Here is a 20,035-nt window from a genome sequence, read left to right on the forward strand (position 1 = left end):
TTCTCTATTTTGGTGTAGAATCTTTGATTAAAGTGCAACCAAACGCATTTAGCTAAGATTTGTAAAATCTTTGTAAAATCACGCAAAAACGCTCAATTATACATTAAAAGCAAAAAAATGTAGCATAAAATTTTATTAAGCACCAGCAAGGGGATATAATACTTGGAGTGCGTAATAGGCTGATTTTAGCGCGCACTAGGCAAAAAATGCCAATAAACTCTTCGCATTGCTCTTTAATCCCAACCCAACTTGCGCACCCTTAATAGCACTTGGTTTAAAGGCTTGCAGGGACATTTTCTCAATCATTGGGAATTTTTTACGCAATATCGCATTGAGCCCTATGAGCAAATCCTCCAAAAGTCCATATTTTTTGGATTTAATGTGGTGTTTAATGACTTTGACAACTTCTGCATAGTCTAAAAACCCCACGCTATGCGCATCTTTGCTCTCATTTTCATAGGTATAAAAAATCTTGACATTAAGCACAATGTCTTGTTTTTTCTCGCGTTCAGATTCTAGCACGCCTATAATCGTGCGAAACTCTAAATCCCTAATATACACACAAAAGCGCATACGACCTCCTTAAATGCAACTATATCTTTTTTTCTTCCCCGCGAAGCAGTCGTTTGATATTAGGAATATGCGTATAAAGTATAAATAGCCCGATAAGCACTACGGGTATGTGTGAGTTGATTTGCGCGTTAATATCAATACAAGCTGGCAAATCAAAAACATAGGGGATAACAAAAGTGAGCGATAATCCCGTAAATACACCAAGCAACGAAGAAAGTGAAGAGATTTTTAATACCTTACCCACAAACGCCCACACCACAAGCCCACACAAACCCTCAATAGGCATAAGCAAAATCACCGAACCAATGGTAGTCGCCACACCCTTGCCACCGCTAAAGCCTAAAAACGGGCTATAACAATGCCCTATAATACAAAGAATTGCGATAAGCCACTGCGCCTCAAAGCTAAGCCCAAACATTTTCGCCACAAGGACAACTATCGTCCCCTTAGTCGCATCGAGCAAAATCGTGCAAGCCGCAAACACTTTCGCGCTTTTTGGGTTAATCTCTTTTACCGCGCGATACACATTTGTCGCTCCAATGCTCCCCGAGCCCACAGAGCGCACATCAATGCCATAAAAAATCTTTGTCAAAAGCAACCCAAATGGAATCCCACCCATAAGATACCCAACAATGTAAAAAAGACTATTTATATTCCCCAACACATCGACAATATCCCCAAAGATTCCCATTTGTCCTCCACTATCTTTGAATTTTAGAATCTAAAGCGATATTCTAACCAAAGTGTTATTCTTTTTGGCTTAAAATTGGCAAAAAGATTTCTATGACAATAAAAGGTAAAGTATGCAAAACCTATCCCAAGCGCAATTAAAAGAGCTTGATTTACGCCATATTTGGCATCCTTGCACGCAAATGCACGACCACGAGGAAATCCTCCCGCTAATCCCCATACAACGCGCTAAAGGAATATATCTCTATGACTTTGAGGGGAAGTCGTATATGGATTGCATTTCAAGCTGGTGGGTTAATCTCTTTGGGCATTGCAATGACTACATTAGCCAAAAGCTCCACGCCCAAGCCCAAGAGTTAGAACATTTAATCCTCGCTGGATTCTCCCATAAGCCCATTATCGAGCTTGCCTCGCGTCTGTGTGGCAGGCTTGATTCTAAACTCCAAAAGTGCTTTTTTGCTGATAATGGCTCAAGTGCGATAGAAGTCGCGCTCAAAATGGCATATCACGCTAAAGTGCTAGAGAATCCTAACCTTACCAAAGGCAACCCGCTGTTTGTTTCATTGCAAAATTCCTATCACGGCGAGACTTTAGGTGCGTTAAGCGTAGGCGATGTGGGAATCTACAAAGACATTTATGAGCCCATCTTACTAAAAACGCTTAAAGCCAAATCACCCAATCCAAACGAGCAAGAGGCATTGCACGATTTGGAATCATTGCTTGATTCTCACCCCGATATTATCGCCTTTATCATAGAGCCTTTGGTACAATGTGCGGGGGGAATGCAAATGCACAGCACAAACTTTGTCAAAAATGCGACTTTGGCGTGCCAAAAGCGTGGCGTATATGTGATTTTTGATGAAATCGCAGTAGGCTTTGGGCGCGTTGGCAGTATGTTTGCATATCAGCAATGCGGAGTTGTGCCTGATTTTTTATGCCTTAGTAAAGGCATTAGCGGGGGATATTTGCCACTCTCTGTGGTGGTTACAAGCGATGAGGTGTATGAGAAATTCTACGCGCCCTATCAGCAGAGCCATAGAGCGTTTTTGCATTCGCACAGCTACACGGGCAATGCCCTTGCGTGTGCGTGTGCGTGTGCGGTGCTTGATATTTTTGATTCCCAAAATGTGTTAGAAAACAATGCGAATTTAAGCGCGTATATGTGGGAAAAAGCGAGCGAGATTAAAAACTTTGATTGCGTAGCAAATGTGCGCCAAAGGGGAATGATTTTCGCCTTTGACATAGTGGGCTTTGAGGGAGAGCGCAAGGGAGTAGAAGTGTATAATAAAGCATTGGCAAAAGGCTTACTTTTGCGCCCACTAGGAAACACAATCTACCTTATGCCACCTTTTATCATCACTAAAGAACAAATCGATTATATTTTTCTCAATCTCTATGAGATTCTCCGCACCTTGTGAGAATCTCATAGGTTAATTAAGCAGGGTTAAAACTCCACTCCCATTTCAAGCATTCCAGCGTAGTTGCTACTCTTAGGATAGCTCACTTGAGTGTTGTCATAAGTTGCCTCGCTTGAAGCACCAATGCTTTGGTATCTGCCAATAATGCGAGCAAAGTAGGCATAGCCATTGCTAAATTCATAATTCACACCCACATTGGCACTTGCTTCAAAGTTGCTAGAGGAGTTTGGCACTTTAGACCGTGTGTTGTCATAGAAATATGATGCGACTAATACACCATAACTCGCACCATAAGTAAGTTTTAGATTCCCTCCCACAGGGATATTTCCGTCTAATTCTAAACCAACCACGCTATACGAGCGACCAAAGCCCTTTGTGGGGGTTTGCGAAACAAGCTCGCCAAAGACATTTAAGAATAATGGATAATCCTTGCTTAGCACATTCCACCCAGCTTTGAGTTTCGCATCAAGCAAAAAATAGCTAGCCTTTGTCTTTAGTGTAGTGGGAAATGTGCCCCTAAGGTTGTTTGAGCCCATACCTACGCGCACCAAAAGTCCAACTTGCGCTCTCGCACTCCATACATACCTGCCATCAGCGACTAAGTAGTATGCTGGAGAGATGACATCGCCCGCGTTAAAGTTATAATATGCCGCGCCGACTCCAATGCTTTCATACGAGCAATTTCGCTCTTTGCAATCCGCACTTGTGGTGGTCGTCTCGTAGCTTGCAGCACTAAGATTTGCCATTGTGATAAAGCCTAGTGCGCTAAGAAATTTTGCAAATTCGTCCATTAGGTAATCCATTATAAACCCCTTAAGCAAAAATTACCTTAAGCCTATTACATTAAGGCATAAGCGATTATATATAAAAATCAATTAAATTAGATACTTGATTTACAAACTTTTAATATTTCATTACTTTTTGTAATAAGTTATAAAAATTATTGCATAGTAATATCCTTTATCACCTCATACACAAACCCAGAATCTTTTTGGAGTTTCATAAACTCCGCGTTTGCCTCGCTTGCGCTATCTTGTGGTAAAATCGCCATTATTTTACCAAACATTTGTCTATTTAGCATTTGTGTGCTATCAGCTTCGCGTTTTTTGTTAAGTTTAGGATAAAACGCCTCTTTAAACTTCGCCCTACTCATTTTGATATTCCCAAAGCTCGGGTCAGCGAGATACACAAATTGGGAATCCATACCCTTAAGCACGCTAAAATGCTCTACTTCACGCACGACTATATACACTATCACGGGCGTTTGGAGCTTAGAGAGAGATTCTATATCAAGTGCTAGCCCTAATGCTTTAAAGTTACGAGAGTTGGCATACTCACTCATATCATAAAAAGACAAATGCGCCTTTTGCTTCATCTCCTCATCAAATTGGATTGCTTCTTTTTGGTTTATGTCAATACCTTTAGAGAGGAGCACCCAATCAAGGATTTCTTTTTCGCTTGCGTTGTCCAACCCATAATAATGCGCAAAAATGCTAGAGAGCGAAGCTGCCCCACAACTATAATCATACTCTTGTTTGGTGAGATTGCTATCGCGCATTTGCGCCCAAGAAGCAACTTCTACATCTATAAAAATCTTATCACTTTGGAGCGTGCGTGCATTAAGCACATTTATCAGCGCAAACACCAGCACTATACTTGCAAACACACTTCCTTTCATTTGAGATTCTAAAACCCTATCCCAAACTCTACCATTCCTACATAGTTTTGCGTAGCTGGCATTGATAGATTCACTCCATTAGAATCGAGAGGCTTTGAGGTAGAGAGATTATGGTATTTCCCTATTGCTCGCACATAATACAAAGTATTCTCTGTAAATTTATGAGAGAATCCTAGCGAAGCGCGCAAAGTGTAGCCATTGTTGAGAGCAGAGTTCCCACTCACTTCGCCAAATTTATAACTCCCAGCAAAGAGATAATCATAGCCTAATGCGTATTCAATAGTGAAGCCTGATTGTGTAGGGAGTGCACCCTCTAACTCTACACCCACTTGGTGTAAAAGATTTGCATATCCGCTTTGATTTTGCTTTGTAGAGTAGCCATCTAAAGTATAAGCAAGGTTTAAAAACAATGGCACTTCTTTACTCGCAAGATTAAGCCCCACTTTTGGGCGCACTTCAAAAAACATTGCCAAATCCTTGCTACTTTTTACAACACTAGGGCTTGTGCTTGCAAATGTGTATTTATCCCAGCCAAGTTTGCCAGAGAGGACGGCTTTAGTGCGATTATTCTCTGAGCTAACCATAATCATATCAAGGTTAATATAGCCACCATAGGAGCTTGTGTTGATTTGCGCACTATCAACATAATGCCCTCCAATGCCAAAGCGGATATCTTCCTTTTTGCATTTATCGGGGTTTTGCTCGCAGTATTGTTTGGCTGCCAACATACCATATAATCCACCCATTCTTGTTGCCACACTAGCTAATGTTAAACTTGGCAATAGCAAAAAAACCAACAAAGAAAAAACTCTTAACATAAAAACCTCCACATAAGGAAAATTAGCCTTGAGTAATACTCAAGGCTAGGGTAAATTTAGGTAATTAAGGTAAAACCTACCTTACCACCCAAATATTCTTTTGATGCCTCTGTAAATGTCTCCACCCAACGCACCTAAAGCTCCGCCAGCAATAGCACTACCAATATAAACAACAGCTGGTGCTAACTCACCTTGAGTATCTTTCAACTCCTCTTCACTTAGCAATACGACATTGACATCATTTGCATTCGCTCCAAAGAGAGCCTCTAACTCTTGGCTTTGTAAGCCACTTACACTTTGCTGAGCTCGCGCTTCACTTGCGCTAAGCACTGAAGCACCAAGCATTGCCACAAATAAAAAAGTTGCTAGCTTTTTCATTTTTTACTCCTTTTAAATAGATTTTTGTGCCTTGTCATATAGACAAGGCACGAGAGAAATTATATACTAAATAATCTAATATGTCAATATTTATATTATATCTTAAACGACAGCATTAGAGAAAGCGAAGAGCTTTTATACTGCGTAGTTTCTAGTAATTGCGCATTGCCAAAGATGATGACATTACTCGCTACTTCATACGCCACGCCGAAGTTATACCCTAGCGATGAGCCCTGCGGTGCGTAACGCACCCCATTGATAGAATCTGCGCTACGATATTGATAGCTCACTCCCGCATTAAGCGAGACATACGGATTGACTGCGAAGTAAATGCTAGGACTTAGGCTAAAGACTTCGCCACCATTGATACTCCTCCCCGCAAATCGCTTATCCAAATTCAGCCCAAAGCTCGCTTGAAGCAAAAATACGATAGGGTCAGCGGTGTAGTAAGTCGTAGCAAAAAATGAGTAGCCCTTGCCATATTGCAAGGCGGACTTTGAAGAATCGCCAGCATTTAATGGCGTAAAGGTGCTCTTATCGATGACATCGACACTCCCACCCACAAGCAGGGCTGGGGCTTTACCCTCTCTTTTTGCCTGCACGAGCACGCCGAGATTCCACGAGTTGAAGTCGCCTTGTGAGGTTGAGACATAGGCATTACTCGTTGTATTGGTGCTAAGGCTATTTTGCCAATACGCATTTATGGTGCTAAAGAGCTCCACGCGCTTAGTCAAGCCATATCGCCCATAAAGTGAAAATCCAAGATAATCTTGGTTAGTGTTTTGCGCCCCGCTTATCACAGGGATATTGATAAAGCCACCTTGAGGATTTTGCACAGGCACAGTGGTAGAAGAGAAGCCCTTGCTTAGGATATTGATATACGAAAGCGAAGTGATAAACCGCCATTCTTTATTTTTTGATACCAGCTCATCGACACTTATGGGTGCGCCACCTAACGCGCACGCCACACCACATATTAGTATAAATACCCTAAGCAATCGCTGCATTTTGAACCCTTAAACAAAAGCTAGATTCTATAATGTCAAAGCATAGAATCTAGCCCTATTAAGCAAAGCTAATGCCTAAGAGACAACTCTGCTTAGAACTTCACGCCAAGCTCGACCATTGCTTGCGCATTTTTAGTCGCTGGGTAGTTTATAGCAGTAGGCGTTGCGCCATAGTTTGTAGAGGTAGAAGCATCAAGCATTTGATACTTGCCTACAAGGCGTAAAAAGGCCTGCACTTCTTGGCGTCCCTCAAGCATCGCAAGTGCTAAACTCGCGCGAATGATATGCCCCTGCGCCTTAGCTGGGTCAGAGTTTATAAACCGATACTCCACAGAATCTTTCAACGCGTAGCCATAGCCCAAGCTCCACTCGATATTATTCCCTGTGCCTGCGGGGAACTTCCCATCAAGCTCCACACCGAAGTAAGGCACTTTGACATCTACACCATCTTCTTTAATGCGTGTGCTGTAATTATCTACCGCCGCAAACACATTGACATAAAAGGGCACTTCTTGTGAAGCGAGATTCACACCTAATTTTACGCTTGTATCATCAAAACCACCGCCAGAGTTCGTGCCACCTACATCATCGGGCAAGCCCGTAACTTTGCTTCTACCACGAATGTAAGCATTTCCTCTGTAATTCCCCACAAGTTGTAACAACTCTTGTGGTGTAGCGAAACGCACGCCAAAGCCAATATATCCAATGTTTTGGTCATTGATATGCGCACCTTGAGCATTATGGTCTGCATAGCGATAGCCTAAAGAGAAGCTAATCCCACTACAGTAATAATCTGTGCAAAACGCACTTAAGCCACTGATACCAAACACACTTGCTACTACAATAGCACCAAGAACTTTTCTCATTGAAGTCTCCTTAATGATAAAATTTTCTTTAACTTTAACCAAGTTAAAGTAATAAAATTTTACTTATAAAAAGTAAATGGATATATATATATATATATATCGAATTTTTCTACAACTTGTAACGATTAGGCGCAAATAAGGGCTTTGTTGGAAATGGAGATTCCCAAGCTCCTAAGCCCTAATGTCCTAAAACTCTAAACCAATCTCTACCATTCCCACATAGCTACTGCTTGCAGGATAGCTCTTATCCACATTATTGACTTGCACGATTGCAGAATCTTTAGCCGTGTTGTAATATCTACCAATCAAACGCAAATATGTCGAAACGCTATCGCTAAGCACATACGAAGCTCCTACACTTGCTTTAATCATATAGTTAGCACCAGCACCCACTCTGGAATCTACCCCATCAAGCTTATAATGCGCATAGCCTAGCCAGCCATACCCAGCACTATAAGTGATACTAAGCGCATTGCCTGCGGGGATTATCCCCTCTATCTCACCACCAAGCGTGATAAGCTCACGCTCAACACCCTTGCTATTTGAAGTATCGTGCAAATAAAGCTCACCAAAGAAATTTACAAAAATAGGCGCGTTTTTACTTGCGATATTGACCCCAATCTTTGGAGTGAAAACAAGGAAATGATTTGGGGGATTGCCTAAAACCGCTAAAGTCGCACCAGAAAGGGTGCTGTTACCCGCACCAAATTGCACACTTGAATATGACTTTATCCTGCCTGTTACCTTATATGCCTCTAATGAGACATATCCGCCACTTGACTCCACACCCGCATTTGAGCCATTAAACTTCGAGTAAAGCCCGCCCACACCAACGCTAAAGCTCGAGCAGTCCTCGACACAAATCGCGTGCGCACCACTTACTATCCCACTTGCTAGAAGCAAGACAAACATTTTGTTTTGTAGTTTTGATAACATTGTCAAACTCCTTATGTTGATTTTGTTTGTATGTTAAATATCGTTAGTAAAAGTAAATGGCGGAGAATTCCCCGCCAAAAAATTTTAGATTCTTAGAATCTAAATTTCCACCAGCCGTGGTCTTGACCGATTTTATAGATAAGTCCAGCAGCAGCAACTGCGCTAGCTCCATCTATAAATTCACCTTGAGTTTCTTTCAACTCTTTTTCGCTCAATGCCACGACATTGACATCATTGGCATTCGCACCAAAGAGAAACTCCAACTCTTGCTTTTGCAAGTTAGGTGTCTTGGTATCGACCACTTCATTAGCCACAAGCCCATTGGCTCCTAGCACCGCCACGATTCCTAAAGATAGTAATATGTTTTTCATACTACACTCCTTTTAAAAAAATTAGCTTTGCTTTTTACACAAAGCAATGAGAATTTTAATCAAAAAGGTAAATGAAAAGTAAATAAATAATATCCATTATCAATAATTATATGGTGATAAATACGACAAAAATCCGTATATATCTTAATTTAATAGTATTTTTAAAGTTAAGAATAATTTTTATAAAATATGAAAATTAAGGGCAAAAACATTTTACAATGTGTTTTTCACAATATTTTTTGCGTTGTTTATGGCATCTTTTATTTTGGATTCTATCGCGTGAGAATCTACCCCCTCCATTTTCACGCCCGCTTGGGCGAAGTCATCTCTGCCCCCGCCATTGCCTCCCAAACTCTGCGCTACACTCTTTACCCACTCGCCCGCTTTGATGTTCGCATTTTTCACGCCCGCGACAAGCAAGATTTTGCCATCATTATATGAAGCGAGCAAAACTGCCACGCCATTTGTGCCGTGCTGATTTTTGGCATTATCCACCGCTTCTTTGAGCTCGGCTATGTCTGCGCCCTCGATACTTTGCACGATGAGTGTTATGCCATTTACTTGCTTAGCTTGTAAGGTTTTGGTGCTTAGATTCCCGCTTGCACCGCCATTTAAAGCCCCGCCATTTTTTGCCATTTTCGCGCTTTGCTTGAGTTTGGCGATGGCTTCTATTATGTTGTTGCTTTTTAGCTCTAAGCGCGCTTGTTTGCCCTCATTGAGCGCGTTTTTGGCGTATTCATAGCCCGCACGCCCGCATACCGCTTCGATTCTGCGCACCCCGCTTGAGACGCCACTCTCTTTGACAATGTAAAAACTGCCGATTTGCGCGGTGTTTGGCGTGTGGATTCCCCCGCATAGCTCGATAGACTCCCCAAAAGTGATGACGCGCACTTCCTCGCCATACTTCTCGCCAAAGAGCGCGCACGCGCCTTTTGCTTTTGCCTGTGCGATTGGCATTATCTCGCATTGTTGAGAATCCCCCTGCCAAATCCGCGCATTGACACAATCTTGGATTTGCTCGATTTGCTCGCTACTTAGGGCATTTGGGTGGGAGAAGTCAAAGCGCAAGCGCGTAGATTCTACCAGACTTCCTGCTTGGGCGATATGAGAGCCCAAAATCTCGCGCAACGCAAGGTGGAGCAAATGTGTCGCGCTGTGGTGCTTGGCGATTTCTGCACGCGCATTAGAATCCACATTAGCACAAATTGTCTCGCTTGCTTTGAGTTCGCTTTTGACTTGCACTTGACTAAGATTAAGCCCAAAAAACTTCTTTGTATCCACCACTTCTGCGAGAATCTCGCCACACCCACCGCTTTTTTTAGAATCTAAAATTCTAGTATGTGCGGTGGTGCTTTGCGTAATCGCTTCGCCCTGCGAATGAGGCGCACTAGAGTGTGCGCCGCAGTGAAGCGGGGCGGAGGGATTGCGCGAATGATTACCCACAGACGAATTTATTACGCCTTTATCGCCTATGGGTCCTCCAGATTCTGGATAAAACGGCGTCCTATCAAGCATCACCCAGCCACTCTCGCCACTTTTGAGAGATTCTACGCGCTTAAAGCCAGAATCAAGCAACGCCAAAATCTTAGATTCCGCGCTCACGCTCTCATAGCCCACAAACGCATTTTCGCCAAATTCGCTTAAAAGCGCGTTAAAATCGCCATTTTTCACCTCATCGCCACTGCCTTTCCAGCTTTTCTTGGAGCGCGATTTTTGCTCGTTCATACATTTGTCAAACGCCTCTAAATCCACTTCGATTCCGCTTTCACGGAGCATATCTTGCGTCAAATCAAGCGGGAATCCGTAAGTGTCATAAAGTTTGAATGCCACTTCTCCGCTAAAAATGTGCTTTATGCGCGTTGCCTTTTTTGTGCTTTTAGCGGATTGTTCGCTCGTGGCTTGCATAAGTTTTTGCAATTCCTCATTAAAGAGTTCCATTCCCGCTTCGATGGTCTCAAAAAACCGCGCTTCTTCGTTTTTGCATTGCTCCATTATCGCGCTTTTGCGCTCGAGCAAGTAGCCATAATGCGCGCCCATACTCTCGCACACTTCGCCCACCACTTCGTATAAAAAGGGCTTTTTAAGCCCCAGCAAGTAGCCGTGTCGCACTGCTCGGCGCAAGATTCTGCGAAGCACATAGCCTCGCCCCTCTTTGTCGAAATTTACCCCTTGCGCGAGGAGAAATGCCACGCTCCGTGAATGGTCAGCGATGACGCGAAAAGACGCTTGGGCTTTGAGCAATTCAGCTTTTTGTGATAAATCTGCAATGTTGTCATTTTGAGCGGAGCGAAAAATCTCTTTATTGTGCTTTGAGATACTTCGGGCTTCACCCTCAGTATGACAATTTGATTCTTGCTTGGATACTTCGGCTAACGCCTGAGGAAGACAATGTGCGTTTTTCTTGTCATATTGAGGCTTTGAAAAAACCGAAATATCTCTATTGTTAGATTTTTGGGATACTTCGGCTACTGCCTCAGTATGACAAACTTGCGCATTATTTTTGGATACTTCGCTACGCTCAGGACGACAATGCGATTGAGAATCCGCCACCTCATCATCGCGCACATATTTACGCCCTGTGAGATTTTCGATACACGCCATTAAGGGCGCGAAAAGCGAAGTGTCGTAATTATTGATTTTGCCCTCTTTGAGCGCATACACGCGCTCTAGCCCCATTCCCGTATCGATACTAGGGCGAGGCAGGGGGGTTCGCACGCCGTCTTTTTGCTCATACTGCATAAAGACAAGATTCCAAATCTCTAAAAATCTATCGCCCTCTCCGCCGAAATAATCCTCGCTTCCGTTGAAATACCGCTCCCCTTGGTCGATGTAAATCTCACTGCAAGGTCCGCAAGGTCCGCTATCCCCCATTTGCCAAAAGTTATCTTTATCGCCCATTTTTTTGATTCGTTCTGGCGCGATATGCTCCTGCCACAGCTCGTAAGCCTCATCATCGCTTGTATGCACCGTTACATATAGCAGGCTTTTATCAAATTTTAAAACCTCCGTTACAAACTCCCACGCAAAGCTAATCGCCTCGCGCTTGAAATAATCCCCAAAGCTAAAGTTGCCCAGCATTTCAAAAAGCGTGTGGTGGCGGGCGGTGTAGCCGACATTTTCTAAGTCGTTGTGCTTGCCACCTGCGCGGATACATAGCTGTGAGCTAGTCGCACGCGGAGGCGTGGGCGTGGGAATCTTGCCCGTAAAAATGTCTTTAAACTGCACCATTCCCGCGTTTGTGAAAAGCAAACTGCTATCATCAGGCACTAAAGGCATAGAATCATAGATTGTATGCCCGCCTTGCGTGCTAGATTTTGCGCTGTTTGTGGCTTGCGCGCTAGAATCCGTGCTCGCGTGTATCGTGTCGCTAGATTGTGCGTTTGTCTCGTGTGCTTGAGATTTTGTGTCTAGTTTGCCTTGCTTGCTCGCAAAAAATTCCAAAAACAACGCCCGAATGTCCATATTATCGTTTTTCATACACCCTCTAATCAATTAAAATTTTACAAAATGAAGAATTTTAAACAAAAAATTAAAATTCTTAGCTACACTAGCAATTTCCATTCTAAATTTAACATAAAGGATACACAATGCAAAACTTGCAAAAAAACACAATAACAAAAGGTGCAATCGCACTAGGATTAAGCGCGATTCTCGCTTCGAGCGCGATAGCTGAAGATGATGGCGCGTTTGTCGGGCTAGAAGTAGGATTAACTTCTGTCAAAGCAGAAGCAAAGGCGACTTCTCCAGTACCAATAACGAACACAGCTAAAGATATTCTCCCAAGTCTAGCGATTAAGGGTGGATATAAGTGGTTTTTTGGTGATTCTAAGCGATTTGGGACACGCGCGTATGGTATGATAGGCGCGGGCACAGGAAGCCTCACACAGCTTACCTCTACACTCCCAACAGGTGCTACGAGCTTTATCACAGGCACACAGCATACTTACTACACGACTTATTTAGATTATTATGGTGGGTGCGGACGCACTTTTAAACTTCGCTAATAGCGATAGTTTTACATTTGGTCTCTTTGCTGGTGTAGGACTTGGCGGGACTACTTGGATAGCTAATGGTGAAGATTTCGAGCCAAAGGGTGGCACAGGCAAGGGCAGAAGCTATGCGAATTTCCAAGTCGCGCTCAATGTAGGCTTGCGCGCTAATATCGCTAAGAGCCACGGAATCGAAGTAGGAGGGAGATTCTACCTACCAGATGCAGAGATTTTTAACGCCGTAGGCGCGACCGCTGGTCAAGTTACCAATACTACTACTACTACTACGCACGCTCGACCTTGGGCGGTAAATGTAAGCTATATTTTTAGCTTTTAAGTCTTTTTGTAAGCCCCAAGTTTTGACTTTGGGCTTGCGCTTCATAAACAACTACTTATTTATCCCTTGCACTAATCTCCACAGCTAACACAACATTCTTTACCACAAACCTTACAAATCCATATTGCTAAGCTAAAGAATCTAGATTTCGTCATACTGAGGGTGAAACCCGAAGTATCTTAAAGCGCAATAAAGAGATTTTTCGCTATGCTCAAAATGACAATAGAGATACTTCGCTATGCTCAAGTATGACAAAATAGAAATTTTTGGTTTCATCTCAAGGACGACAATGTAATCGCTCGTAATGACAATATAAGTGTAAGATTCTTTGGATACACTTATATAAATATCAATACACAAAGGATTTAATATGGCAATCCATAACGCTAAACACAAGCCATTTGTAGTAGTAGGCTCACATACCAATGTGGGGAAAACTTTAGTAAGCGCGGCGTTGTGCTTTGGCTTTGGCTTTGATTATTTTAAACTTATCCAAGCTGGATTCCCACAAGATAGAGAGATTATCGCTTCACTTAGCCCAAAAACGCGCATTTTCCCTAATGGTATCACCTTGCAAACTCCAGCAAGCCCCCACATCGGCAAACAACTCGAGGGCGTGGAGTATAATGGCTTGCAAATCGCCCTGCCTTGCAGTGAAAATCTGCTTATTGAGAGTGCGGGCGGGATTTACACTCCGCTAGATTCAGACTTTTGTAATATTGATTTTGTCAGTGCGAGTGGATTGCCTGTGATTTTAGTGGGTGGATATTATTTGGGCGGACTTAATCATATTTTACTCAGTCTTAAAGCGTTATCGGTGCGGAAGGTTAAAATTCTTGCGATAGTCATTAGCGGGGAGTATGAGGAGAAAATGGACAAATTTTTGTCCAAATATTACGAAATAGAAAATCTCAAGCTCGCACACTTCCCGCTGTGCGAGATTAGAGAGGATTGCATACACAAGCAATCTTTTGAGAAATCCGCGCAGGTGCTTAAAAACGAACTATGCGCGTTGAAAGTCTTTTAGATTCTCTTTATAAAAATGAGACATTTAAATGTCTGAACTTTGGACCTTAAGGCTAAAAGTGCTCGCCCACGCGTAAATCTCTTGGAGCTCTTTGGTGTTGTCTTGCTGATTGGGGGAATTATGCGTAAAAAGTGGCGGGAGAATCTCGCTGTTGCCCTTGTAATCGACTTTGGCACTAAGCACAAACAAACTCGCGGGGCGAGAAGCAAGCGGGTGGATAAAGCGCGCATATTGGATATGAAATCCTGCATTGCTAAGAGAGGCGCATACTTTGGCACTTTGGCGTGCATCATAACATAGCAGGAGATTCCCACGCGGTTTGAGTAAAGACTTCGCCTTTTTACATAAAGAATCTAAGGGCAAGCAATCTTGGAATCTCGCACGCGTTTTTCGCTCATTGGGGCTTTTAATATCGCTATGATAAAAGGGCGGATTAGAGATAAGATAATCAAAGCAATTTTGCTCCTCTAAGCGCAGGGAGAGAAAATCGGCATTATGGATTGTGTAATCTTGCGCGAAGTTCGCATTATGCGCGTTTTTTTCTATCAACGCGCAAGATTTAGAATCTATCTCTACAAATTCGAGCTTTAAGGGCATTTCACGCGCACACAAAAGCCCTAAAATCCCACAGCCCGCGCCGACATCAAGCAAACGCGCATTTGGCTTTAAAAAATCTTTGGCAAAATGCGCGAGGATTAGGCTATCGGTATTGTAGCAATAGCCATCGCTAAATTGATAGAGATTTAGCGTAGCCATAGCCTAATGTCCTCTCCATTATGACTAAGATGTGTAATGCTAAAATCTTGCAATGCGTTTGGGAGGCTTGTGCTTGGCGGTTGGTGCTGTGTGTAGAAATTAGGCGCGATATGGAGCAACGCCATATCAATATGCTCGCGCAACACACTTAAGAGGTTAAACCCGCCCTCAATAATGCTAAACCCACGCTCTAAGCCCAGCTCGTTTGGATTTGAGGCTATGTGTATATCGCGCCCCTTTGTGTGAGGGTTTTGCGTGCTATCAAAGTCCTCACGCGCCAAAATGCTAATGTGCGGTAAATGCGTGCTATCAAAGGGAATCTTAGCAAAACGACAATCAAGTTTTGGCAAGTCGTGTATAAAAGTCTTGCTTGAGAGGACAATTCTTTGGCTCACTGCGCGTTGATTATGTGTAAATATTTGAAAATCTTCCCCCGAAATGCGCCCGCTTGTGTAATCACCATTCAAGCGTGTGGCAAGTTTAAAAAGCCTAAAGGCATTACTCTTTTGATAGCACAAAAACGGGTAGAGCAACTCTTGTGCTTGCTTCTCACAGATTCCCATTTGGACTTCTATGCCACTATCTTGCAAGATTTTCGCGCCTCCTTGCGCCTCTTTAGTGGAATCTTTCGCACCGATGATAACGCGTCTTGGCTTGAGCACTCTAAGCAATTCCGCGCAAGGCGGGGTTTTACCAAAATGCGTGCAAGGCTCTAAGCTCACAAACACCACGCAATCATTAAACACACCCTGTGCGCGTTGGCAGAGAAATTCGTGCAGTTTGGCAACTTGGTTACTTGTAATAAGAGAATCGAGCTCGCTTAGCGTCTTTGTGTCCCCGCGCTCTTTAAGCATATCTCTAAAGGCACTGCTAAAGGCATCAAGCTCGGCGTGTGGCGTGCCAGATTTTTTATGCACGCCACGCGCGAGAATGCCCCGATTCTCATCAAAGATAAGCGCGCCCACGCTTGGGTTTGGCAAAGTGAGCGTTTGATACTCCCACGCGAGCGTGATTGCTTCACGCATAAGGATTTCATTTAGCCTGCCTTGCATTCGTGCGTCCTAAAAATCAAACACACTCTTTGCCTTTTTAATCTCGCTAAAGGCAATAAACACGGGGGAATCTTTGGCTACTTCAAGGGTGATACCCTCATCGCTCACATTTGATACAATCCCGCGCACTTCGTCTTTATCGCTCTTTCTCACCACGATTTCATCAAAGAGGCTGAGCTCAAAATGTCGCTTTGCCTTTAAGACTCTCTCTAAGCCTGCTGAGCCCACTTCTAAGACATAAGAATCTTCCTCATCAAGCTCTACATCAAGCATTGGAGAAAGTGCAGTGCTAAAACGCGCACACTCATCGATACTCACACTCTCGCGTTTCTTATTGGCGTTAAGCTCCTTTACCACCAGCACGCGCAAAATATGCTCCTCATTTTCCTTGCACCAAAATATATCATACAGCGCGAGATTAAGCGAGCCAGCAAGTGCCTCAACCTTGCTAATAAGCGTATTTGGCAATGGTTTTGGCATTATTGCTCCTTTGCGGTGGCTTTGGGATTTTTACAATCACTTTGCGCGTGAATCTTAGCAAAAATCGCCTCTAAACTCTGCGCCTCACTCAAGCTATCATCAAGCACGAAGCTAAACTCGGGGCATTTAAACCACGAAGTCGCGCTTAGCGTGTATTGGGCTAAGATTCCCTTCGCTTTATTGAGCGCACGCAGGATTTCCTCTCTTTTATCCTTTTCAATCCCGCTTGATTCTATAAATACCTTAGCGTGTTGCTTGCCCTTTTTGCATTCCACCTTGCTCACACAAAGGTTGTTAATAAGCGGGTTGTTAAGCTCACTTAGCGCGGTGCTTAGCACTTCTTGGAGGAGGCTTTGAGTTTTTAGCATTTTGATGTTTTGCATTATGCCTCCTTAAAATGCGCGATACAAGAATCTAGACGGATAAGTGCCTGCTCTCTACCAAGCACAAAGAGTGCGACATTCACACCAATGCCCCCTGCCCTGCCAAGCAAAGCAAGGCGCAACAAAGGCATTACTTGCCCGAGCTTTAAGCCTTGAGATTCTATGAAATTATGGAGCAAAGATTCTATCTGGCTTGGATTTGTCGCGTTGCTCAGTCCATTACTAAGAATCTCACGCAACGCACTAAGCAACTCTAACCCCGCGCTATCAAGTTTTTTAGCGAGTTTTTCATCATAATGCGTGGGCGTTTGCAACACGGCGTTAAGATTATGAGAAAATTCAACCAAAGTTTGACTCCGCTCCTTTAACTCGGTAAAAAGCGCGTCCCTTACGCTCTCATAAGTCGCGTTTGGATTGTGCGAGGCAAGCCACTTTTGGAGATTCTCACAATCAAAATCCGCTAAAAGCGCGCTAAGCTCATCATTTGGCAAATGTGTGATATAGTGATGATTAAGCCATAGAAGTTTTTGGAAGTTCGCGCTTGAGGCAGAAGTGTTGAGATTGCTTGGATTAAACCGCTCTAGCATTTCTTGGAGTGAAAAAATCTCCTCATCGCCATAGCTCCAACCAAGTCGCACAAGGAAATTTAGCAAACTCTGTGGCAAGTAGCCCAGCTTTTGATACTCCATAACTCCCACTGCGCCATCACGCTTGCTGAGCTTCTTGCCCTCTTGGTTTAAAATCATCGGCAAATGATAAAACTTCGGCACACTAAACCCAAGTGCTTGATATAAAATGATTTGCTTTGGGGTGTTGTTGAGATGGTCATCACCACGAATCACATCGGTTACGCCCATTAGCGCGTCATCAATGGTAACGACAAAATTATAAGTAGGGCTGCCATCGGCGCGGGCGATGATAAAGTCATCGATTTCCTTTGCCTCAATGCAAATCTCGCCTTTCACGCCATCAATAAAGCGAATTTGTCCGCTTAATGGAGCTTTAATCCGCACCACAGGCTCAACTCCTTTTGGAATCTCGCCATTAAACTCGCGGTAGCGGTTATCATATCGCCATTTTGTGCCTTGAGATTCCGCTTCTTTGCGCAAAGATTCTAATTCCTCCTTGCTCATATAGCAATAATACGCCTTTTTTTGCTCTAAAAGCTCTTTAATATAGCGCGCATAAATATCAAATCGCTTGCTTTGATACTCTACTTCCCCGTCATAAGAAAGCCCCACCCACTTAAATGAATCAATAATCGCCTGTGCGGCATCTTCGTTGTTCCTCGCTGTGTCTGTGTCCTCAATGCGGAGTAAAAACTTCCCGCCACTTTGTCGCGCATAAAGATAGTTAAACAACGCCGTGCGTAATCCGCCAATATGCAAATAGCCCGTAGGAGAGGGCGCAAATCGTGTAACAATCATTGTGAAATCCTTAGAATCTATGTGTAAATCTTTTTTAAATAAGAGAGCTTCGCGCTGGCATTAAGCAATAATAAATCTGCTAAAATCAGTGCAAGCTGGGCTTGAGCGACCACGCTACCACGAATGGCGATGCACGGGTCGTGCCGTCCTTTGACTTCGCAGGTTTGCACTGCTCCTTGCGTGTCTTGGGTGGATTGTGGGAGAGAAATGCTAGGTGTTGGCTTAAAATACACGCGCACCACGATTTCTTCGCCATTGCTAATCCCACCGAGCATTCCACCACTGCGATTACTCATAAAGCCCTGAGAATCCATACAATCGTTATATTCGCTCCCTTTCATCATAGCAGATTCTTTCCCTGCACCGATTTCCACAGCTTTCACGCCGTTTAATCCTAACATTAACGCACCAATAGCAGAATCTAGCTTATAATACAACGGCTCGCCAAGCCCAATGGGGACACAAAAGGCTTTGATTAACGCCACGCCACCCACGCTATCGTGCGCTCTTTTTGCTTCTAGCACGCGCTCTTTTTGTGCTTGGGCAAGATTTTCATCAAGGGTGAAAATCTCGCACTCTTGCGCACGCTCAAAATCACTCAAGCCAAAATCTAATCGCGGGGATTGAATCTCTCCCACACCGATAATCCCTCCGCCTATGCGTATGCCAAATTCTTGCAACAAAAGTTTAGCAATCGCGCCACTTGCTACTCTAAGTGCGCTCTCGCGCGCCGAAGCTCTGCCACCACCGCGATAATCCCTAATGCCATATTTGTAAAAATAAGTAAAATCGGCGTGAGATGGGCGAAATATATCTTTAATGTTTTCATAGTCTTTGGACTTGCTCGCGTTATTGGCGATATAAAGCCCGATTGGCGCACCTGTGCTCACACCATTAAACACACCACTAAGAATCTCCACCTCATCAGCTTCTTTACGCGCTGTGGCATAGGCATTCCTCCCGCCTTGTCGCAAGAGCATTTGGGCGTGGATAAACTCCTCATCGATACGCAACCCCGCTGGAATCCCATCAATCACACACCCAATTCCTTTGCCGTGTGATTCTCCAAAGGTGCTCACGCGTAGGCGCGTCCCAAAAGTGTTCATTCCTCATTCCTTAATTTCTTATACACGATTTTTGCGCATTTTTGCTGTGCTTTTTTCTTAGAACCTCCACTTGCACGGGCATATTCCTTGTCATCTAAAAACAAAGCCACTTCAAAGGTCTTTTTGTGGTCAGGTCCGCTTTGATTGATAACCCTGTATTCTGGGATTGCGTTAAAGCGTTCTTGGGTGAGCTCTTGGAGAAGTGTTTTGTAATCGCTTGAGAGGCTAAAATCAATTTTTTCATAGCAAGATTCTAGCAATTCATAAGTGATTTTGCTCGCCACGCTAAGACCAGATTCTAAATACACTGCGCCAATAATCGCCTCAAAAGTGTTAGACAAAATAGAGTGCTTGTGCCTGCCCTCGTTGTGCTCCTCACTTTGAGAGACAAAAATATACTTGCCTAAATTTAACTTTAATGCAAATTTTGCTAATCCACTTTCGCTCACAATACACGCACGCAATTTAGACAAATCGCCCTCATCATCACGCGGAAACTTCCTAAAAAGATACTCACCAATAAGCAAGTCCAACACCGCATCGCCTAAAAACTCCAAGCGTTCGTTATTAGGCGCATCTTTACAGCTACGATGTGTAAGTGCCTTTATCAATAGCTTCTCATCGTTAAAGTAATAATTGATGGCTTTTTGCAATTCTTCTAAGTTTGCCTTATTGACTTCGCTCAAGTCCTCCACCTCTAAATCCTTGATAAAGAAATCCTTGAAAGTTGCCTAGCCATTATA

Annotated in this window: 22 protein-coding genes; 4 read left to right on the top strand and 18 right to left on the bottom strand. The window is 43.5% G+C overall.

The window, feature by feature from the left end:
• Positions 1 to 195: 195 nt before the first annotated feature.
• Together ACWIWK_RS01110 and plsY are read right to left on the bottom strand one after the other, a co-directional pair.
• Positions 196 to 573, bottom strand: a complete 378-nt coding sequence (locus ACWIWK_RS01110; RefSeq protein WP_454150057.1) for a dihydroneopterin aldolase — start codon at positions 571 to 573, stop codon at positions 196 to 198.
• 19 nt (positions 574 to 592) lie between these two features.
• A complete protein-coding gene (gene plsY, locus ACWIWK_RS01115) occupies positions 593 to 1,264 on the bottom strand; it encodes a glycerol-3-phosphate 1-O-acyltransferase PlsY (protein ID WP_454150059.1) in 672 nt (223 codons plus the stop codon).
• Positions 1,265 to 1,376: 112 nt separating this feature from the next.
• Between plsY and ACWIWK_RS01120 the strand changes: the two genes are divergently transcribed.
• Positions 1,377 to 2,681 (top strand): adenosylmethionine--8-amino-7-oxononanoate transaminase, encoded by a 1,305-nt coding sequence (locus ACWIWK_RS01120; protein WP_454150061.1) that lies wholly within the window; start codon positions 1,377 to 1,379, stop codon positions 2,679 to 2,681.
• 26 nt (positions 2,682 to 2,707) lie between these two features.
• Here the strand turns inward: ACWIWK_RS01120 and ACWIWK_RS01125 are convergent, their stop codons facing one another.
• The 9 genes from ACWIWK_RS01125 to alaS form a co-directional block, all read right to left on the bottom strand.
• Entirely contained in the window at positions 2,708 to 3,484 is a 777-nt protein-coding gene (locus ACWIWK_RS01125) for a hypothetical protein (protein ID WP_454150063.1), read from the bottom strand.
• A 137-nt stretch (positions 3,485 to 3,621) separates the two neighbouring features.
• The gene (locus tag ACWIWK_RS01130) at positions 3,622 to 4,359 is read right to left on the bottom strand and encodes a C39 family peptidase (RefSeq protein WP_454150065.1); all 738 of its coding nucleotides are present in this window, start codon (positions 4,357 to 4,359) and stop codon (positions 3,622 to 3,624) included.
• An 8-nt stretch (positions 4,360 to 4,367) separates the two neighbouring features.
• Positions 4,368 to 5,105 carry a hypothetical protein gene (locus ACWIWK_RS01135; RefSeq protein WP_454150067.1) on the bottom strand — a complete coding sequence of 246 codons (738 nt, stop codon included), beginning with the start codon at positions 5,103 to 5,105 and terminating at the stop codon, positions 4,368 to 4,370.
• A 153-nt stretch (positions 5,106 to 5,258) separates the two neighbouring features.
• Positions 5,259 to 5,555, bottom strand: coding sequence for a hypothetical protein (locus ACWIWK_RS01140; protein ID WP_454150069.1), 297 nt, complete (start codon positions 5,553 to 5,555; stop codon positions 5,259 to 5,261).
• A gap of 95 nt (positions 5,556 to 5,650) precedes the next feature.
• A complete protein-coding gene (locus tag ACWIWK_RS01145) occupies positions 5,651 to 6,562 on the bottom strand; it encodes a hypothetical protein (protein ID WP_454150071.1) in 912 nt (303 codons plus the stop codon).
• Positions 6,563 to 6,654: 92 nt separating this feature from the next.
• Positions 6,655 to 7,428 (bottom strand): hypothetical protein, encoded by a 774-nt coding sequence (locus ACWIWK_RS01150; protein WP_454150073.1) that lies wholly within the window; start codon positions 7,426 to 7,428, stop codon positions 6,655 to 6,657.
• Positions 7,429 to 7,614: 186 nt separating this feature from the next.
• Positions 7,615 to 8,364: a hypothetical protein gene (locus ACWIWK_RS01155; RefSeq protein ID WP_454150075.1), complete on the bottom strand. Its 750-nt coding sequence runs from the start codon at positions 8,362 to 8,364 to the stop codon at positions 7,615 to 7,617.
• A 92-nt stretch (positions 8,365 to 8,456) separates the two neighbouring features.
• A complete protein-coding gene (locus ACWIWK_RS01160; RefSeq protein ID WP_454150077.1) occupies positions 8,457 to 8,735 on the bottom strand; it encodes a hypothetical protein in 279 nt (92 codons plus the stop codon).
• A gap of 213 nt (positions 8,736 to 8,948) precedes the next feature.
• Positions 8,949 to 12,212, bottom strand: coding sequence for an alanine--tRNA ligase (gene alaS / locus ACWIWK_RS01165; RefSeq protein ID WP_454150079.1), 3,264 nt, complete (start codon positions 12,210 to 12,212; stop codon positions 8,949 to 8,951).
• Positions 12,213 to 12,322: 110 nt separating this feature from the next.
• On the opposite strand from alaS, the gene ACWIWK_RS01170 reads away from it, so the two are divergent.
• From ACWIWK_RS01170 to bioD, 3 genes are all read left to right on the top strand, one after another.
• Positions 12,323 to 12,739, top strand: a complete 417-nt coding sequence (locus ACWIWK_RS01170; protein WP_454150081.1) for an outer membrane beta-barrel protein — start codon at positions 12,323 to 12,325, stop codon at positions 12,737 to 12,739.
• Positions 12,705 to 13,061 (top strand): outer membrane beta-barrel protein, encoded by a 357-nt coding sequence (locus ACWIWK_RS01175; protein WP_454150083.1) that lies wholly within the window; start codon positions 12,705 to 12,707, stop codon positions 13,059 to 13,061. Before ACWIWK_RS01170 ends, ACWIWK_RS01175 begins: the two co-directional genes overlap by 35 nt.
• A 370-nt stretch (positions 13,062 to 13,431) precedes the next feature.
• Positions 13,432 to 14,088, top strand: coding sequence for an ATP-dependent dethiobiotin synthetase BioD (gene bioD / locus ACWIWK_RS01180; RefSeq protein ID WP_454150085.1), 657 nt, complete (start codon positions 13,432 to 13,434; stop codon positions 14,086 to 14,088).
• A 24-nt stretch (positions 14,089 to 14,112) separates the two neighbouring features.
• Here bioD and ACWIWK_RS01185 read toward each other — a convergent pair whose 3' ends face one another.
• From ACWIWK_RS01185 to rnc, 7 genes are read right to left on the bottom strand one after another with little or no spacing between them, the layout of a single operon-like run.
• Positions 14,113 to 14,844 (bottom strand): tRNA1(Val) (adenine(37)-N6)-methyltransferase, encoded by a 732-nt coding sequence (locus ACWIWK_RS01185; protein ID WP_454150087.1) that lies wholly within the window; start codon positions 14,842 to 14,844, stop codon positions 14,113 to 14,115.
• A complete protein-coding gene (gene ribD, locus ACWIWK_RS01190; protein ID WP_454150089.1) occupies positions 14,832 to 15,896 on the bottom strand; it encodes a bifunctional diaminohydroxyphosphoribosylaminopyrimidine deaminase/5-amino-6-(5-phosphoribosylamino)uracil reductase RibD in 1,065 nt (354 codons plus the stop codon). The genes ACWIWK_RS01185 and ribD overlap by 13 nt, the downstream gene beginning before the upstream one ends.
• A 9-nt stretch (positions 15,897 to 15,905) precedes the next feature.
• Positions 15,906 to 16,376 carry a ribosome maturation factor gene (locus ACWIWK_RS01195; RefSeq protein ID WP_454150090.1) on the bottom strand — a complete coding sequence of 157 codons (471 nt, stop codon included), beginning with the start codon at positions 16,374 to 16,376 and terminating at the stop codon, positions 15,906 to 15,908.
• Positions 16,376 to 16,759, bottom strand: a complete 384-nt coding sequence (rbfA, locus tag ACWIWK_RS01200; RefSeq protein WP_454150092.1) for a 30S ribosome-binding factor RbfA — start codon at positions 16,757 to 16,759, stop codon at positions 16,376 to 16,378. The genes ACWIWK_RS01195 and rbfA overlap by 1 nt, the downstream gene beginning before the upstream one ends.
• Positions 16,759 to 18,186: a glutamate--tRNA ligase gene (gltX, locus tag ACWIWK_RS01205; protein WP_454150094.1), complete on the bottom strand. Its 1,428-nt coding sequence runs from the start codon at positions 18,184 to 18,186 to the stop codon at positions 16,759 to 16,761. Before gltX ends, rbfA begins: the two co-directional genes overlap by 1 nt.
• A 17-nt stretch (positions 18,187 to 18,203) precedes the next feature.
• Entirely contained in the window at positions 18,204 to 19,292 is a 1,089-nt protein-coding gene (gene aroC / locus ACWIWK_RS01210; protein ID WP_454150096.1) for a chorismate synthase, read from the bottom strand.
• Positions 19,289 to 19,987: a ribonuclease III gene (gene rnc, locus ACWIWK_RS01215; protein WP_454150098.1), complete on the bottom strand. Its 699-nt coding sequence runs from the start codon at positions 19,985 to 19,987 to the stop codon at positions 19,289 to 19,291. The genes aroC and rnc overlap by 4 nt, the downstream gene beginning before the upstream one ends.
• Between the last annotated feature and the right edge of the window lie 48 nt (positions 19,988 to 20,035).

The sequence above is a fragment of the Helicobacter sp. 23-1048 genome, assembly GCF_053654545.1.

Excerpts from the sequence above, each read along its gene's own strand:
- alaS (WP_454150079.1), bottom strand. The coding sequence starts at position 12,212 with ATGAAAAACGATAATATGGACATTCGGGCGTTGTTTTTGGAATTTTTT.
- ACWIWK_RS01120 (WP_454150061.1), top strand. The coding sequence starts at position 1,377 with ATGCAAAACCTATCCCAAGCGCAATTAAAAGAGCTTGATTTACGCCAT.
- ACWIWK_RS01150 (WP_454150073.1), bottom strand. The coding sequence starts at position 7,428 with ATGAGAAAAGTTCTTGGTGCTATTGTAGTAGCAAGTGTGTTTGGTATC.
- rbfA (WP_454150092.1), bottom strand. The coding sequence starts at position 16,759 with ATGCAAAACATCAAAATGCTAAAAACTCAAAGCCTCCTCCAAGAAGTG.
- bioD (WP_454150085.1), top strand. The coding sequence starts at position 13,432 with ATGGCAATCCATAACGCTAAACACAAGCCATTTGTAGTAGTAGGCTCA.
- ACWIWK_RS01110 (WP_454150057.1), bottom strand. The coding sequence starts at position 573 with ATGCGCTTTTGTGTGTATATTAGGGATTTAGAGTTTCGCACGATTATA.
- ACWIWK_RS01135 (WP_454150067.1), bottom strand. The coding sequence starts at position 5,105 with ATGGGTGGATTATATGGTATGTTGGCAGCCAAACAATACTGCGAGCAA.
- ACWIWK_RS01125 (WP_454150063.1), bottom strand. The coding sequence starts at position 3,484 with ATGGATTACCTAATGGACGAATTTGCAAAATTTCTTAGCGCACTAGGC.
- ACWIWK_RS01130 (WP_454150065.1), bottom strand. The coding sequence starts at position 4,359 with ATGAAAGGAAGTGTGTTTGCAAGTATAGTGCTGGTGTTTGCGCTGATA.
- ACWIWK_RS01170 (WP_454150081.1), top strand. The coding sequence starts at position 12,323 with ATGCAAAACTTGCAAAAAAACACAATAACAAAAGGTGCAATCGCACTA.
- ACWIWK_RS01195 (WP_454150090.1), bottom strand. The coding sequence starts at position 16,376 with ATGCCAAAACCATTGCCAAATACGCTTATTAGCAAGGTTGAGGCACTT.
- plsY (WP_454150059.1), bottom strand. The coding sequence starts at position 1,264 with ATGGGAATCTTTGGGGATATTGTCGATGTGTTGGGGAATATAAATAGT.
- ACWIWK_RS01140 (WP_454150069.1), bottom strand. The coding sequence starts at position 5,555 with ATGAAAAAGCTAGCAACTTTTTTATTTGTGGCAATGCTTGGTGCTTCA.
- ACWIWK_RS01160 (WP_454150077.1), bottom strand. The coding sequence starts at position 8,735 with ATGAAAAACATATTACTATCTTTAGGAATCGTGGCGGTGCTAGGAGCC.
- ACWIWK_RS01145 (WP_454150071.1), bottom strand. The coding sequence starts at position 6,562 with ATGCAGCGATTGCTTAGGGTATTTATACTAATATGTGGTGTGGCGTGC.
- ribD (WP_454150089.1), bottom strand. The coding sequence starts at position 15,896 with ATGCAAGGCAGGCTAAATGAAATCCTTATGCGTGAAGCAATCACGCTC.
- ACWIWK_RS01155 (WP_454150075.1), bottom strand. The coding sequence starts at position 8,364 with ATGTTATCAAAACTACAAAACAAAATGTTTGTCTTGCTTCTAGCAAGT.
- aroC (WP_454150096.1), bottom strand. The coding sequence starts at position 19,292 with ATGAACACTTTTGGGACGCGCCTACGCGTGAGCACCTTTGGAGAATCA.
- gltX (WP_454150094.1), bottom strand. The coding sequence starts at position 18,186 with ATGATTGTTACACGATTTGCGCCCTCTCCTACGGGCTATTTGCATATT.
- ACWIWK_RS01175 (WP_454150083.1), top strand. The coding sequence starts at position 12,705 with ATGGTGGGTGCGGACGCACTTTTAAACTTCGCTAATAGCGATAGTTTT.
- ACWIWK_RS01185 (WP_454150087.1), bottom strand. The coding sequence starts at position 14,844 with ATGGCTACGCTAAATCTCTATCAATTTAGCGATGGCTATTGCTACAAT.